The organism is Enterobacter sp. HK169, assembly GCF_001719105.1.
In the GTDB taxonomy this organism is placed as follows: Bacteria; Pseudomonadota; Gammaproteobacteria; order Enterobacterales; family Enterobacteriaceae; genus Enterobacter; species Enterobacter asburiae_B.
In genome coordinates this window covers 3,914,579-3,928,987 of sequence record NZ_CP017087.1, presented here as the reverse complement: position 1 = coordinate 3,928,987, position 14,409 = coordinate 3,914,579, and the positions used below count along the sequence as shown (strand labels likewise).

The window sequence follows — 14,409 nt, the reverse complement described above, 5'->3', positions numbered from 1 at the left end:
CCACAGGGAGAGGGTAAAAACACCAAAAACAGCAACTTGCGTTGCTGTTTTGCTTTTACCTTGCCCCACCCAGGCCCTCTCCCACAGGGAGAGGGAATAAACATTATTTGCTTTTATTCCGGCCACAGCCACGCCGCGCCGCGCACGCCGCTGGAGTCACCGTGGACAGCTTTGCGGATCGGGGTTTCACACTCGCCGCCAAACACCCACTGTTTCACCAGATTCGGTACCGTGGCGTACAGCCGGTCGACGTTGCTCATGCCGCCGCCGAGCACAATCACGTCCGGATCGAGAATATTCACCACGTGCGCCAGGGATTTCGCCAGCCGCATTTCGTAGCGGCTAAGGGCCAGCTCGGCGACCGGATCCTGTTCTTCGACCAGACGCATGATTTCGTTGCCCTTTAGCGGCTGGCCGCTTAAGCGGTGGTAGTCGGTCGCAAAACCGGTGCCGGAGATAAACGTCTCAATACAGCCCTGCTTTCCGCAGTAGCACGGCACCTCAGCGCGGTATTTAAGCTCGTCTTCATCCATCCACGGCAGCGGGTTGTGTCCCCACTCGCCCGCGGTACCGTTACCGCCGATATGGGCGCGCCCGCCGAACGCCACGCCCGCACCGCAGCCGGTACCGACGATCACGGCAAACACGGTCTGGGCACCGGCCGCCGCGCCGTCGATGGCCTCAGAGACCGCCAGACAGTTAGCGTCGTTGGCCAGACGCACTTCCCGGTTCAGACGTTGGCTCAAATCTTTATCTAACGGCTGACCGTTGAGCCAGGTGGAGTTGGCATTTTTAACCACCCCGGTATACGGGGAGATCGACCCCGGGATCCCCATACCGACGCTGCCGGTTTGGCCTGTCGCCTGCTCTGCCATCTCAACCAGGCTGGCAATCGTCTCGATAGTCTGGTGATAATCATCGCGCGGCGTCGGCAGACGGTGGCGGAACAGCTGCTCCCCCTGCTCGCTCAGTGCGATGACTTCTGTTTTGGTGCCGCCCAAATCGATCCCAATACGCACAAGACTCTCCTCATTATTTTGATTATCAACAGAGTAGAAGCACGCTTCCCGATTAGCAATGCAAGCGATGCGACAATTCGTTATCATGCCCGCTGATTTAACGACAAGGCCGTGGAAATTATCATGCTGTGGTTCAAAAATTTGATGGTTTACCGTCTCAGCCGCGACGTTTCGCTGCGTGCAGAAGAGATGGAAAAACAGTTAGCCGCTTATACCTTTTCCCCTTGCGGTAGCCAGGATATGGCGAAAACCGGCTGGGTTCCGCCAATGGGTTCACAAAGCGATGCACTGACCCACGCCAGCAGCACGGGTCAAATCATCGTCTGCGCCCGTAAAGAAGAGAAAATCCTGCCGACGCCGGTGGTTAAGCAGGCGCTCGAAGCGAAAATTTTCAAGCTGGAAGCCGAACAGGGCCGCAAGCTGAAAAAGACCGAAAAAGATTCGCTGAAAGACGAAGTGCTGCACTCCCTGCTGCCGCGCGCCTTCAGCCGCTTCAGCCAGACCATGATGTGGATCGACACCGTCAACGGGCTGATCATGGTGGACTGCGCCAGCGCCAAGAAAGCAGAAGATACGCTGGCCCTGCTGCGTAAAAGCATCGGATCTTTACCAGTCGTTCCGCTGGCGCTGGAAACGCCGATCGAGCTGACGCTGACCGAATGGGTACGCAGCGGCGCTGCGGCTCAGGGTTTCCAGATCCTTGATGAAGCCGAGCTGAAAGCCCTGCTGGAAGATGGCGGCGTGATCCGCGCGAAGAAGCAGGATCTGGTGAGCGACGAGATCGCCGTCCACATCGAAGCGGGTAAAGTGGTCACTAAACTGGCGCTCGACTGGCAGCAGCGCATTCAGTTCGTGATGTGCGACGACGGCTCCGTGAAGCGTCTGAAGTTCTGCGACGAGCTGCGCGATCAGAACGAAGATATCGACAGGGAAGATTATGCCCAGCGCTTTGACGCGGACTTCATCCTGATGACCGGCGAGCTGGCCGCGTTGATTCAGAATCTGGTGGAAGGTCTCGGCGGCGAAGCGCAAAGATAACAGGCAAAACGCAGGCCGGGTAAGCGTTAGCGCCACCCGGCTTATTTTTTATTTCAGGTAGCGGCACAGATAAGAGGTAGGTTCAGCGACCTGCAAATGGAACTCGCTGTGGCCAGGGACGTTGAAAACTTGCCCGGCAGCGTAAACTTTCCATTCCGTTTCACCCGGCAGTAAGACGTTCAGCGCACCGCTGACGACCGTCATTTCTTCAGCTTCCGCCGTGCCAAAGGTGTATTCCCCTTCCGCCATAACGCCGACACTGGCGCGGCCAGTGCTGCTGCTGGTAAAACCAATGGATTTCACTTTACCGGAAAAGTATTCGTTACTTTGAAGCATGAACTGGCCCTTATATTTATAGATAAAAATTCACTATAGGGGCCATGCTCATCACCTGTCACGCAAAATCATTACATGAGCAGTTCCGAGGCCAGGCGAGCCATCAGAACGTTGGATAACAGCACGGGCACATCCAGCGCTTTTTGCAGCAGATCACGATGGTGCTGATGGAAACCGAGGCAGTCCAGAATCAAGACATCTGCTCCTCTCTCAAGCAGTTCCTTCCCGGCAGCAATAAGTTTTGCCTCACTGTCCCAGAACGGATTTGCCAGCGCATACAAGGGCACTTTTTCCAGCACGTGCCATTTTGCTTCCTGGTTATCCATGAGCTCCTCAATGGGCACAATCACCCCCACCTGATGACCATCCACGATGGAGGCCACCAGCGGTGGAATGATCCGCATCGGCTCAAGCAAAATCGCATTACGCGCCGTAAGCCCCTTAATGGGCGCGGTGCTCATCAGCAAAATAACGTCATAACCTTGATTATCGAGCACTTCTATTACGCCCTGCAGCGAGCGCTCGATTTTCTGACGCGAAACGTGCGCCAGTTTACCGTCGCTTAATAACGTCGCCAGGGGATCCTCCCCCGCCTCGACAGCGTAGTCTTCCATGACCTCTTCCCGACTCATCTTCCCCAGCAGGCTAAGATGCGTTATCTGTTGTTCAGATACATGCTCGGTTAAGAGCGGTAACACTTCGCTTACAGGGACCACACCAATGGTGAGGATCGCCAACGTTGCCTTCATCTTGATCGCCTTCCATTACTCCAACATCGTGCACACAGGTACAGGCTCACTACGCTGCACAGTTCATTTTTTCAACAAAACAGCACCAAGCGTAGCAGGTGATCCCGACATCGAAATGTAAAGATCGCCTGCCGATACCGGAGTTACTTGTAATAACTAAATATTAACTCCTGCTTAACTTTCCCGATGAATAAAAAGTGTGATTCAGGCACGATACTGGAACGTTTAGGAAAAGGGTCAGGTTTTATCGGGATCTTCATAGCGCCGTTTCGCGTCCAGCGCTTCCTGTTCAGTCTCGTGTTCACTGATCAGCGAGTCCGGCTTGGGGTGATCGGCACGCAGTTGATACCAGGTCACGGTATGACCCGTCTGGCCTTTTTCAACGGTAACAATACGTGCTTCACGCGGATAGGGAGGTCTGGTTGGCATAGCTCATCCTTTTTTTATGTCTGAGCTATAAGTATAGACGCCGGTTAGCTGGCACAAGCCAAACGCAGGGCGGTAATAATCTGAATCACAACGTCTTCGGGAGAGGCTGACGCATCCACCACGTGGTGAGCCGCTTCGCGGTATAGCGCATCGCGTTCGGCCAGCACTTCGCTCACCTCTTCGTTGAGCGGCCTGGAGGTCAGCGCGGGACGTTGCCCCTCTTCCGGAAAGGCTTCCAGCCGCCCTACCAGAGCCGACACCGGCGCGCTGAGATAAATCACAATCCCCTTTTCGCGCATAAAGTGGCGATTACACTCCGCCAGAACGATGCCTCCGCCGGTCGCGATCACGGCTGACGGGGTCGTGACCGCTTTCAGCGCGGCGGTTTCGCGCGCGCGAAAGCTCTCCCATCCCTCTTGCTCAACAATCTCGGCGATGGTTTTTCCGGCCTCGGTTTGCAGCCAGTGGTCGGTATCAACAAACTGGCGATGACACACGCGTGCCAGCTCCAGGCCAACGGTGGTTTTCCCACAGCCGCGGGGGCCAACTAAAAAGATGGGTTGGGTCATGCCAGGTGTTCCCCTTGATGCCGAATGGCTGAAGAGTGTAAAGAAATAATTGCAGAAGATGTTGCGATTACTTTACTGCAAAGCGGTACGGGATGACAACCCTGTGGAGGCCACACTGTACCACAAATTGACAATAATTATCATTACGCTGTGCGGCGCTTCACTTCCAGCAGCCATTTATCCAGCTCGGCAGCGAACTGCTGGCGATCGCGCTGGGACAGGCTGTCCGGTCCACCGGTCTGCACGCCGCTGGCCCGCATCGTATCCATAAAATCGCGCATGGTGAGCTTCTCGCGAATGGTCGAAGGCGAGTAACGCTCCCCGCGCGGATTGAGCGCCGCCGCCCCTTTCTCCAGCACTTCGGCAGCCAGCGGAATATCCGCCGTGATCACCAGATCCTCCGCGCTGCACAGGCGAACAATTTCGTTATCCGCCACGTCGAACCCGGCCGGCACGCGCAAGGAGCGGATGAACCGCGAAGGCGGTACGCGAATATTCTGGTTCGCCACCAGCGTCAGCGGCATTTGAACGCGCTCGGCGGCGCGAAATAAAATCTCTTTAATCACGTTCGGACACGCGTCCGCATCAACCCAAATCGCCATATTGTCTCCCCATAATGAGTCTGCCGACTATTGTCGCCTGCATTTCGTTGTTAAGCTATCAATCAGAGAAAACAACGCATAATGACGGAGAATCGTGATGGACAAGAAAATCGGGTTTATCGGCTGCGGTAACATGGGCAAAGCCATCCTGGGCGGTCTGATCGCCAGCGGGCAGGTGCTGCCGGGTCAGATTTGGGTCTATACCCCGTCACCGGACAAAGTCGCCGAGTTGCGCGATCAATATGGGATCAACGCCGCCGAAAGCGCGCAGGAAGTTGCCCAGGTCGCCGATATCGTCTTTGGCGCCGTCAAGCCGAACATCATGATCAAAGTGCTGAGCGATATCACCTCCAGCCTGAATAAAGAGACGCTGGTCGTGTCGATTGCCGCAGGCGTCACGCTCGATCAGCTGGCGCGCGCGCTGGGTCACGATCGTAAAATCGTCCGCGCCATGCCCAACACCCCCTCGCTGGTCAATGCCGGAATGACCTCCGTCACGCCTAACGCGCTGGTGACCACAGAAGAAGTGGCCGACGTGCTGAATATTTTCCGCTGCTTCGGTGAGGCAGAAGTGATTGCCGAATCGATGATCCATCCGGTGGTCGGCGTGAGTGGCTCAGCCCCTGCCTATGTGTTCATGTTTTTAGAAGCGATGGCCGACGCCGCCGTGCTTGGCGGAATGCCGCGCGCGCAGGCGTATAAGTTCGCCGCGCAGGCCGTCATGGGCTCCGCCAAAATGGTGCTGGAAACCGGCAAACACCCGGGTGAACTGAAAGATATGGTCTGCTCCCGGGCGGTACCACCATTGAAGCGGTGCGGGTGCTGGAAGAGCGCGGATTCCGCTCGGCCGTCATTGAAGCGATGGCAAAATGCATGGAAAAATCAGAGAAGCTGAGTAAATCCTGATTTCTGACCGGGCGTCAGGCGGCCACTTCGGTGCGGCCGCGCCCGGCATTTTTCGCCCTGTACAGCGCCACGTCGGCCGCCTTCAGCCATTCCCGATAATGTCCAAACTGCGGCCCCCAGGGGGCAACGCCTACGCTGATGCGCAGCGCTTCTTTTGGCGCGCACGGCAACGTCAGTTTTTCCAGCCGCTCATGCAGTCGCGACATCACGGCGATGGCGCTTTCCGCCGCGGTCTGCGACATAATCACCGCAAACTCATCCCCGCCAAACCGACCGATCGCATCGCCTGACCGTACCGACCGCTGGAGCTGACGCGTAATAGCAATGATCGCCTCGTCGCCCACGTCGTGCCCCCAGGTGTCGTTGATGTTTTTAAAGTGGTCGATATCAATCAGCAATATCGTGGCGGTGCTGTGGTCGCGCCGACAATGCTCAAATTCATTTCGCAGCAGCATTTCCCAGTGCCGACGGTTAAAGACCCCGGTCATCCCGTCGCGGGTGCTCATCATTTCCAGCCGCTGCTTATGTTCCGCAAGCCTGACGGCGGTTCGGTGGCTGAGCCAGGCAAACAGCATGGGATACAGCACGAGCACGGGTAACGTTAAGCCCCACTCCACGAGGTCGGGGTTGAAGACGGCCACTTTCCCGACGAGTGGCAGGGTCACCAGCGCGGAGAGCAGCGTCAACGCGATCCCCGGGATAAACAGACGACAGCCGCCGGAACCCATCATATTCATCCCCACCATCATCACCAGCGCTGCGGTGGGTAACGCATTCATCCCCATCACGCCTATCCAGAGCCCGGCGATAATGGCATCGATTTTAAGATTGAAAATTTCCTGCTGATGAGGTGAAGCGGCACGGCAGGACAGCTGCCAGGCAAAATGGGGCCAGACGAACGACCACCCCACCAGTAAAAGCCACCAGCCACCGGGTAAAAAATGGGTGACCAGCATCCCCGCAACGGGGAAAAACATCGCCGCCAGCCCGACGGCGCGCGCCAGCCGAACTCGCCGGGCAAACTGAATGCCGGCGCGGTGAGGGTCATCCTGAGAAAGGGTTAGATTCCACTCTTCCCGAATGCGCTTTTTGTTGTAATACGTTTCATCATTCATCATTTTTGGGAATATTCTGAAACATTTTCCCAAATTATAGAGAGGGGGTCTGCGGGGAAAGTATGAAATTTCGGGTGAGCCGCCGGAGCCGCTCACCCGTTTGAACTACACTTTTTTCTTCAGGCACGCGCTCATGAACTTGCTGCGGTCGTCCCCCTTCAGGGACTGCTCGGTCGCTTTCGCATTACACTCGCGCATTTTTTGCTGCTGCGGCGTCAGGCTTTTTTCAGCCGGTTTCGCGGCGCCATTTTTAAGGCAGTCGCTCATGTAGGTCTTGCGGGCATCTCCCTTCAGACTCTGCGACGTCGCCTGTTGATTACAGGTGGTCATACGCTGTTGTTGCGGCGTTAGCGTCTTCTCTTCCGCGTTCGCCGATGCGACCAGGAACAGGCCGGAGAGCAGAGTAACCAGTAATGTTGTTTTCATTGCACCATCCTTTTGTGAACATTCCCTGTAAGTCTGGTTCGTGACAGGAAAAAAACCAGCCGACAGATGTGATTTCCGCCGGGATTTTATCATTTAAGACCCAGCGCCGCCTTCATGGTGTAGAACAGATCCGTTTGATCGGTCAGGCCTACCACATTTGCCGCGTGCGGACCGTAGGCTGCAATGCGCAGCTGGGTGCCGGTGTGCTCCATGGACTCTTCCTCAGAGTTGCCGTAGCTCAACACCATAACGGCGCCATCTTTGGTATTCAGCGCCTGCGTCAGGCCCGGGGCTTTGGTATCTGCCGGGATGATCTGGCTGGCGTGCGCATGGTCCGCGGTGACGATCACCAGGGTGTTACCGTCTTTTTTCGCGAACTCAAGCGCCTTCTGCACCGCTTCGTCCAGATCGACGGTTTCGCCAATCTGACCGCACGGATTCGCCGCATGATCCTGCTTATCGATCGACGCGCCCTCAACCTGCAGGAAGAACCCTTTTTCGCTCTTGCTCAGCAGAGAGATGGCTTTATCAGTCATCGCCGCCAGCGTCGGTACGCTGTCCGTGCGTTTCGGGTTAGGCGTACAGGTTACGGCAGGTTTATCGATATTGCCGTGATAAGAGGCTTTTGGTCCTTCCCAGCGCACGGGCATGTTGCCGTCAGAGAATAGCCCCAGCAGCGGCTTGTCCTGGTTCGCCTCGGTGATGGCTGCCAGCGAACTGGTGTCACTCACCAGCTGATAGCCGCGGGCCTGCGCCTGCTCGCGCAGCGTTTTGCCCTGCCACTCGCCCGCCGTCGCGGTTTCTGCGAAGGTTTTCGCGCCGCCGCCCAGGGTCACGTCAGGACGCGCGTTCAGCAGCTGTTCCGTAATCGAGCCTTTGCCGCCTTTTTCCAGCGCGTTCGTCGGGCATTTTTCGCTGGTCACTGACGGACCGTAGCATTTACGCGAGGTCACGTGCGCCACCAGCGCCGCGGGCGTTGCATCCTGAAGTTCAGCGGTGGAGACGTTGCCGGTCGCCAGGCCCGCCGCTTTTGCCATCTCCAGAAGGGTTTGATGATCTTTTTCGTGAATATCCACACCCAGCGCGCCATTATAGGTTTTCACGCCGGTGGACCACGCCGTAGCAGAGGCCGCGGAGTCCGTGACGTAATCCGGTTTACCGGTTTTTTTATCCAGCGCGTAATGGGTATATTGTCCGGTCAGCGGTAATGCGTCGATGCCTTTAAAAAAGCCGCCCGCACCCTCGGCATAATTTCGCGCCGCCGTGATTTCGGAATCCCCCATTCCATCGCCAATAAGCAGAATAATATTTTTCGCCGGCTTATCATTCAGCGAAGCGCGAATAGCGGCAGTTTGATCTTCTGATAAACGGCGTGCGCCGCCAGGCTGGGTGATATCCCCTTTTGCCGCGCGATTATCCAGCACGCTGGTTTGGGCAGTATCGGCATAAACGGCAGGGGTAATTAACAGGGGAAGTAATGCGATGAAAAGTGCGCTCTGTTTCAATTTATTTTCTCCATGTACAAATACATAAAAAATAAAAACAGAGCGACTATAGGCATCCTGCATGACAATTCTATGACACGTCGTTACGTCCTGTGACGGTTTAGCTGCGCGGATGCCTTAACAGCTTCTTTACGTACTGGTGGAGCATCTCGGCATCCTCAACCGGAACCTGCGATTCAGGCCTGACGCTGTCCAGCGCGCCTTCCACGCTCTCAATCAACGCCTGTTGTTCGGTTTTCGCCATTTGTCGCAGCAGCGCGGTGACCACAATTTCCAGCGCTTCGACCTGGGCTACCAGCTCTTTTGACTCCTCTTCCTTTTGTGCCAGCTTGACCAGCAATTCAGCAATGAGATTTTTCATCGTGCCAGTTCCTTTTTCAGTTTTGTCTGAAGTTAGCATTCTGAATCCATAATGCAAAGAGAAGAAATTTATTATGGTATGCAAAAGTGATGCAGGAATGGAAATAAAGGACCGCCGCGGTGAGCGAAACGTTTTTCTATAAAAAAGCGCCGCATTTTGTTATATAAAAATGCGGCTACCATAAGAATATATAATACATCAACGAAACGATTATCTCGCCGATTTCGCTTCCGCCATTTGTCTGCGGCGACGCAGCGCAATAGCCAGCTGGATAATATTGATTAAAACGACAATCGCCGTGGCCGCAAATACCCAACGAAAACCGGCCATCGCGGAAACGGATGCGCCTATAAGCGGACCGGCAACATTCCCCAGATACATAAATGACTGGTTATATCCAAAAATACGCCCCGTCACCTGGTCGCTGGAATATTTAACCAGCAGGGTCTGTACCGCAGGCAACATTGCACCATCAGCAAACCCGAGCAGGAATCGCAATACGCCAAGCTGAAGCGGAGAGGTGACAAACGACATCGCGAAGAAGAGCACGACCGCAAAGATCAGCGTCGCCATCAGGATGCGCGCCGTGCCGATCCTGTCACCCAGTTTTCCCAGACGCGGCGCGGAAATCAGAGCGGATACGCCCGGCACGGCGGCAATCATGCCGCTCAGAAAAGCGATATTTGTACTTTCCGGCTCCATCGACTTGATAAACAGCGCCAGAATCGGACCGACCGAACCGTTACAAAGCTGGATAACCATAGTGGTCACAAACAGGCTGATCATCAGTCCCGGATAGGGCAGCGAGGCGAAGACGGCCTTGCCGCTCAGGCGTTCAGATTTACTGATAACCGGGCGGCCCCCCTCTTTGATAAGAAAGAGCGTGACCAGAAAACTGACCACCAGCAGGATCGCGGTGATGATAAATACGGCGCGCAGCCCGACGTGGTCCGCCAGAAAACCGCCCAGCAGCGGACCGCCGATGACGCCGCTGATCTGGGCCGTGGAGAGCGTACTCAGCGCCCAGCCGCTACGCTCGCGCGGCACCTGAGAGGCGACCAGCGCCATGGCATTCGGAATGTACCCTGACGTCAGCCCCATCACCGCACGCAGGAAAAACAGCTGCCAGACGTTGGTGGCGAAGGCCTGGAGCAGAATAGCAATCGCCATCCCGAGCGAGGCGCGCAGCAGCATCAGTTTTCGGCCTTTCCGATCCGCCAGGCTGCCCCACATCGGTGACACAATAGCGGAGACCAGAAACGTGACGCTGAACGTCAGGCCGGACCACATGGAGAGCGCTTCATGCGAGGTCACCCCCAGCTGCGAGACGTACAGCGGCAGGAACGGCAGGATCTGGCTAATGGCCAGCCCGGTAAAGAAGCAGCCGAACCAGACCGAGATGAGATTAACTTTCCAGGATTCCATAAAGAAATAGTCTTCATTTTTAGGCGAATTCGCCGACAGATTAGCAAGTTACGCGTTTTGACGTCGCACCAGAGATGCGGCCCGACTGACTTTGGTGTTTTATCTTCCCAGTCATCATATTTGTGAAATAAGTCACAATTCATCCATTTTCTGGCGGAATATTATGCTTCACCGACAGAGTCCGAAACCGCGCATTCCCAGATGAAAATGGTTGGCATGCGCCGCGTTATACTCCGGCCCCAGGCCGTTTCCGTAGTAGCCGCAGCTTGCCGCCAGCATGGCCTTCAGCCATGGCTGCGTTGTTGCCGCCTTCCAGCCGTTCAGTACCGTGACGCGTTCCCCGTTCGCCAGCCGAAAGGCGGCGATATCCAGCGCCTCCGCCGTGGCATGCTCACTGCGTCGCGCGTCAGGGCGGTGGTAAATATTGCGGCAGGCAAAGCTGCCGAGGTGGTCGATACGCGCCAGGTCGCTGCCCGTATAGCGTTTTGTCAACGGCCGGGCCTGCTGGCTGATAAACAGCGCAGAGCTGAGCGCCAGCGGACAGCTGGCAAGAAAACTGCTGTTCAGGCCGACCGGGCCGAAGTCACGCACGCGCACGACGTTGTTGAGCGGACACGCGCCGCCGCTGTCGGCCACCGGCTGGGTGCGGATGAGAGCTCTTTGGTTAGCCTGCGAAAGCAGGCTTGCGCACGCCTGGGGTGTTAGGCGCCGAAGCTTATACTGGGTGATACGGCCCGGCGGGTCGTCAAGCGTCAGCGGCATAAAAGGGTTGTAGTAAGGCGGCAACCAGCGGTAACCCACCGTTGCAACGGCCACAATGATGAAAACGGTCAGCAGCGTTTTTCCTTTCACTCTCCCCCCTCAACATTCCCCAAAACATTATGGCAGAAGGCCGCGAAACCCGCCGGGCATCGTGGTATGTTATTGGCTTTTCGTCAGACTGGAAGAGAGTGAGATGGCTAAGCAGCGCGTAGGTATTGTCTTTGGGGGAAAATCAGCGGAGCACGAAGTGTCATTGCAATCGGCCAAAAATATCGTTGATGCGATCGATAAAAGCCGTTTCGACGTGGTGCTGCTGGGCATTGATAAACAGGGGCAGTGGCACGTTAACGATGCCAGCCAGTATCTGCTGAATGCTCACGATCCGGCGCACATCGCCCTTAATCCTTCGGAAGTGAGCGTCGCCACCGTACCCGGCGTCGTGAAGGGGCAGCTCATCGACGCCGGCAACGCGCAGGCACTCGCCCAGATCGACGTTGTCTTCCCTATCGTTCACGGCACCCTGGGCGAAGATGGTTGCCTGCAGGGGATGCTGCGCATGGCCAACCTGCCGTTCGTCGGCTCGGACGTCCTCGGCTCTGCCGCGTGCATGGACAAAGACGTCACCAAACGCCTTCTGCGCGATGCCGGGCTGAATATTGCGCCATTCGTGACCCTCACCCGCGCCAACCGCGACAAGCACAGCTTCGCGCAAATTAGCGGAGAGCTGGGTCTGCCGCTGTTTGTGAAGCCGGCAAACCAGGGCTCCTCCGTGGGCGTCAGCAAAGTCACCAGTGAAGCAGAGTTCACGCAGGCTGTCCGTCTGGCGTTTGAGTTCGACCATAAAGTGGTGGTTGAGCAGGGCATCAAAGGCCGTGAAATTGAGTGCGCCGTGCTGGGCAATGATTTTCCACAGGCGAGCACCTGCGGCGAAGTGGTCTTAAACAGCGACTTCTACTCGTACGACACCAAATACATTGATGACAAAGGCGCGCAGGTTGTCGTTCCTGCGGATATCGATCCGGCGATTAACGATAAGATCCGGGCGATCGCCATTCGCGCTTATCAGACGCTCGGCTGCTGCGGCATGGCGCGCGTGGATGTGTTCCTGACGCCGGAAAACGAAGTGGTGATCAATGAAATCAACACGCTGCCGGGGTTCACAAACATCAGCATGTATCCGAAACTGTGGCAGGCCAGCGGCCTGAGCTACCCGGAACTGATCACCCGCCTGATCGAACTGGCGCTGGAGCGTCACGCCGCCGACAGCGCGCTTAAAAGTTCCGTAAACGGTTAATCGGCGCGCTTCGCCTCATCCGCTGTCGTCTCTTCAGGACGACGGCGGATAATCAGCCCCGCCAGCCAGAAACTTATCACCCAGGTCACCAGCCCGACGGCATAGGTTTGCCATCCTTTAGCTTCAAAACCCAACAGGCCCACGACACCGTTAAGAATAAAGATCAGCCCGATGGCAAAGGCGTAGTAGTGCCAGTCACGGCGTAGTTTGGACGTGAGCTTCATAACAACTCCGGCAGGAAAAAAAGACATCCTCTCACAGTTTTACGGCCAGGTCTGTGGCAGATACGGAAATTCTGAAACGCGACGCAATTTCACTTAAGTGATGAAATTGTGATGTGCTGCAGAAATCGACAATCCAGGAGGATTCCGGCGCGTAAATTACCACGATTCTGATATTGACAAATGCGATGACCTGTCAAACTCACCCCGTAAGACGCGTATTAAAACAGAGTGATACCACGGGAGGTCAACATGGCTGACTTTACATTGTCGAAACCGATTTTTGGCGGCAAACCAAAAACCTCCACGGCGGGTAATATCGCTTATGCCCTGTTTGTCCTGTTCTGCTTCTGGGCCGGCTCACAGCTGCTCAATATGCTGGTCCATGCGCCGGGCGTTTATGAACACCTGATGCAGGTGCAGGATAACGGACGCCCGCGAGTTGAGATTGGCTTTGGCGTCAGCACCCTGTTCGGCCTGATCCCCTTCCTCGCGGGATGTATGATTCTGGGCGTTGTGGCGTTAGTGTTGCGCTTTCGCCGTCGCCGTTAAAGCCCCATACAGCGCGCCCGACGATCGTCCACGCGTTTTGCGAACCATGCGGTGGTCAGGTTACGCGTGATCTTCGGGCTTTCCAGCTGGATCCCCGGCAGGATCGCCCTCGGTAACGCTTTCCCACTCTTCTTCTCTGCAAGCGCAAACACCTTGTTGTACAGATCCGTTTTCTCAAAGGCCAGGCTGTCGCCTTTCTCAAGCTGACGGCGAATGTCGCTGTTGCTGAAGCCAAGCGTGGTGGATAATTTCCGTACTGCCAGCTCGGTGCTTCCCGCCTCGCTGCTGCCGTAAGCGATGAGATCGCCGTCCAGCGCGAGCTTAACGCCGCTTGCGCGGCTGACTGCACTCTGGAATGCCGCGTTACGGCTGGCGTACCAGCCCGCGTTAAAGTCGGCAAAGCGGTACAGCGGCTCATCATAGTTCGCCGGATAGTTCAGCAGATGATACGTGCCGAACCACAGCCCACCGCGCAGGGAGAAGACCTCCTGACGCACCGTACCGTCGATTTTCCACGGGTAGCCGTCGGTATGCTTCTCCGCGAACGCAATGCTCACCTGCATCGGGCCACCGGTATGTACCGGGTTCAGCGAGCCAAACAGCTTCTGCCCCATCGGGACCATACTGATGAAATCATCAAAGATGGCGCTAAGCTGTTTTTCGGTTTTCACCGCATCCAGCCGTTCGCTGTAGCTTTTTCCGTTCGGCGAGGTGATTTTAAGCGCGGTATGCACGAGGAAAACCGGGATATGCATGGATTCCGCGCGGCGGTCGATCTCTTTCCAGGCAATTTTGTTCAGGCCCGGCACCACCGGGTCTGACTGGTACATCGACTCCTGCTGCGCCACCGCCAGCACCGAGCAGATATTCTCCTCGGTCGGCGCGATCTTTTGGCTTTCAAAGGTTTTTGCCAGCGCATCTGCCCACGCGTTGCGATCCTTCACGCTGGCGGGCATTTTCTGCCGCACAACGCTCGCCACATCGACGGGCTTCTCCCCCTTTTTGAGCGGAGCGGCCCCTTTTTCGGCACAGCCTGCCAGCACAAGAGCGGCCAGCAAGGACAACGGTAACGCGCGCGGTACGGCAAAAGACATAGCAAC

Annotated in this window: 17 protein-coding genes and 1 pseudogene; 4 read left to right on the top strand and 14 right to left on the bottom strand. The window is 56.3% G+C overall.

All coding sequences use genetic code 11. The features are described 5' to 3' along the window. Positions 1–113: 113 nt before the first annotated feature. Positions 114–1,019, bottom strand: a complete 906-nt coding sequence (gene mak / locus EnteroDNA1_RS18645) for a fructokinase (RefSeq protein ID WP_069303724.1) — start codon at positions 1,017–1,019, stop codon at positions 114–116. Between the two features lie 123 nt (positions 1,020–1,142). Between mak and rdgC the strand changes: the two genes are divergently transcribed. Beyond that, complete coding sequence (gene rdgC / locus EnteroDNA1_RS18640) at positions 1,143–2,057, top strand: recombination-associated protein RdgC (protein WP_023310540.1); 915 nt, start codon at positions 1,143–1,145, stop codon at positions 2,055–2,057. 48 nt (positions 2,058–2,105) lie between these two features. Here the strand turns inward: rdgC and ppnP are convergent, their stop codons facing one another. The 5 genes from ppnP to EnteroDNA1_RS18615 all read right to left on the bottom strand — a co-directional run bounded on the left by ppnP (position 2,106) and on the right by EnteroDNA1_RS18615 (position 4,742). Continuing rightward, complete coding sequence (gene ppnP, locus EnteroDNA1_RS18635) at positions 2,106–2,393, bottom strand: pyrimidine/purine nucleoside phosphorylase (RefSeq protein ID WP_008503270.1); 288 nt, start codon at positions 2,391–2,393, stop codon at positions 2,106–2,108. Between the two features lie 71 nt (positions 2,394–2,464). After that, entirely contained in the window at positions 2,465–3,142 is a 678-nt protein-coding gene (locus tag EnteroDNA1_RS18630; RefSeq protein ID WP_008503271.1) for an AroM family protein, read from the bottom strand. A 237-nt stretch (positions 3,143–3,379) separates the two neighbouring features. Continuing rightward, positions 3,380–3,571, bottom strand: a complete 192-nt coding sequence (gene yaiA / locus EnteroDNA1_RS18625; RefSeq protein ID WP_032638425.1) for a protein YaiA — start codon at positions 3,569–3,571, stop codon at positions 3,380–3,382. A gap of 44 nt (positions 3,572–3,615) precedes the next feature. Further along, a complete protein-coding gene (gene aroL, locus EnteroDNA1_RS18620; protein ID WP_032639634.1) occupies positions 3,616–4,140 on the bottom strand; it encodes a shikimate kinase AroL in 525 nt (174 codons plus the stop codon). A 143-nt stretch (positions 4,141–4,283) separates the two neighbouring features. After that, entirely contained in the window at positions 4,284–4,742 is a 459-nt protein-coding gene (locus tag EnteroDNA1_RS18615; RefSeq protein ID WP_010428006.1) for a YaiI/YqxD family protein, read from the bottom strand. Positions 4,743–4,839: 97 nt separating this feature from the next. Between EnteroDNA1_RS18615 and proC the strand changes: the two are divergent. Then, a pseudogene (gene proC / locus EnteroDNA1_RS18610) lies at positions 4,840–5,648 on the top strand (pyrroline-5-carboxylate reductase). Between the two features lie 14 nt (positions 5,649–5,662). On the opposite strand, the gene adrA reads toward proC, so the two are convergent. The 6 genes from adrA to EnteroDNA1_RS18580 all read right to left on the bottom strand — a co-directional run bounded on the left by adrA (position 5,663) and on the right by EnteroDNA1_RS18580 (position 11,332). Then, on the bottom strand, positions 5,663–6,766 hold the full coding sequence (adrA, locus tag EnteroDNA1_RS18605; protein WP_047061223.1) for a diguanylate cyclase AdrA: 1,104 nt from the start codon (positions 6,764–6,766) through the stop codon (positions 5,663–5,665). 102 nt (positions 6,767–6,868) lie between these two features. Continuing rightward, positions 6,869–7,189 carry a phosphate starvation-inducible protein PsiF gene (psiF, locus tag EnteroDNA1_RS18600; RefSeq protein WP_023334671.1) on the bottom strand — a complete coding sequence of 107 codons (321 nt, stop codon included), beginning with the start codon at positions 7,187–7,189 and terminating at the stop codon, positions 6,869–6,871. Positions 7,190–7,278: 89 nt separating this feature from the next. Beyond that, positions 7,279–8,694, bottom strand: coding sequence for an alkaline phosphatase (gene phoA, locus EnteroDNA1_RS18595; protein WP_069303942.1), 1,416 nt, complete (start codon positions 8,692–8,694; stop codon positions 7,279–7,281). A gap of 100 nt (positions 8,695–8,794) precedes the next feature. Beyond that, entirely contained in the window at positions 8,795–9,055 is a 261-nt protein-coding gene (gene iraP / locus EnteroDNA1_RS18590) for an anti-adapter protein IraP (protein ID WP_069303723.1), read from the bottom strand. Positions 9,056–9,265: 210 nt separating this feature from the next. After that, positions 9,266–10,480 (bottom strand): multidrug efflux MFS transporter, encoded by a 1,215-nt coding sequence (locus EnteroDNA1_RS18585; RefSeq protein ID WP_039263891.1) that lies wholly within the window; start codon positions 10,478–10,480, stop codon positions 9,266–9,268. A gap of 168 nt (positions 10,481–10,648) precedes the next feature. Beyond that, positions 10,649–11,332: an extensin-like domain-containing protein gene (locus EnteroDNA1_RS18580; protein WP_069303722.1), complete on the bottom strand. Its 684-nt coding sequence runs from the start codon at positions 11,330–11,332 to the stop codon at positions 10,649–10,651. A 103-nt stretch (positions 11,333–11,435) separates the two neighbouring features. Between EnteroDNA1_RS18580 and ddlA the strand changes: the two genes are divergently transcribed. After that, a complete protein-coding gene (gene ddlA, locus EnteroDNA1_RS18575; RefSeq protein WP_064673467.1) occupies positions 11,436–12,536 on the top strand; it encodes a D-alanine--D-alanine ligase in 1,101 nt (366 codons plus the stop codon). Here ddlA and EnteroDNA1_RS18570 read toward each other — a convergent pair. Next, positions 12,533–12,760, bottom strand: coding sequence for a DUF2754 domain-containing protein (locus tag EnteroDNA1_RS18570; RefSeq protein WP_033144741.1), 228 nt, complete (start codon positions 12,758–12,760; stop codon positions 12,533–12,535). The two genes, ddlA and EnteroDNA1_RS18570, sit on opposite strands and share 4 nt — an antisense overlap. A 249-nt stretch (positions 12,761–13,009) precedes the next feature. Here EnteroDNA1_RS18570 and EnteroDNA1_RS18565 point away from each other — a divergent pair, with 249 nt between their 5' ends. Further along, positions 13,010–13,309, top strand: a complete 300-nt coding sequence (locus EnteroDNA1_RS18565; RefSeq protein WP_008503287.1) for a DUF2755 family protein — start codon at positions 13,010–13,012, stop codon at positions 13,307–13,309. Here the strand turns inward: EnteroDNA1_RS18565 and EnteroDNA1_RS18560 are convergent. Further along, positions 13,306–14,403, bottom strand: a complete 1,098-nt coding sequence (locus tag EnteroDNA1_RS18560) for a DUF1615 domain-containing protein (RefSeq protein WP_069303721.1) — start codon at positions 14,401–14,403, stop codon at positions 13,306–13,308. The genes EnteroDNA1_RS18565 and EnteroDNA1_RS18560 overlap by 4 nt on opposite strands. Positions 14,404–14,409 lie beyond the last annotated feature (6 nt).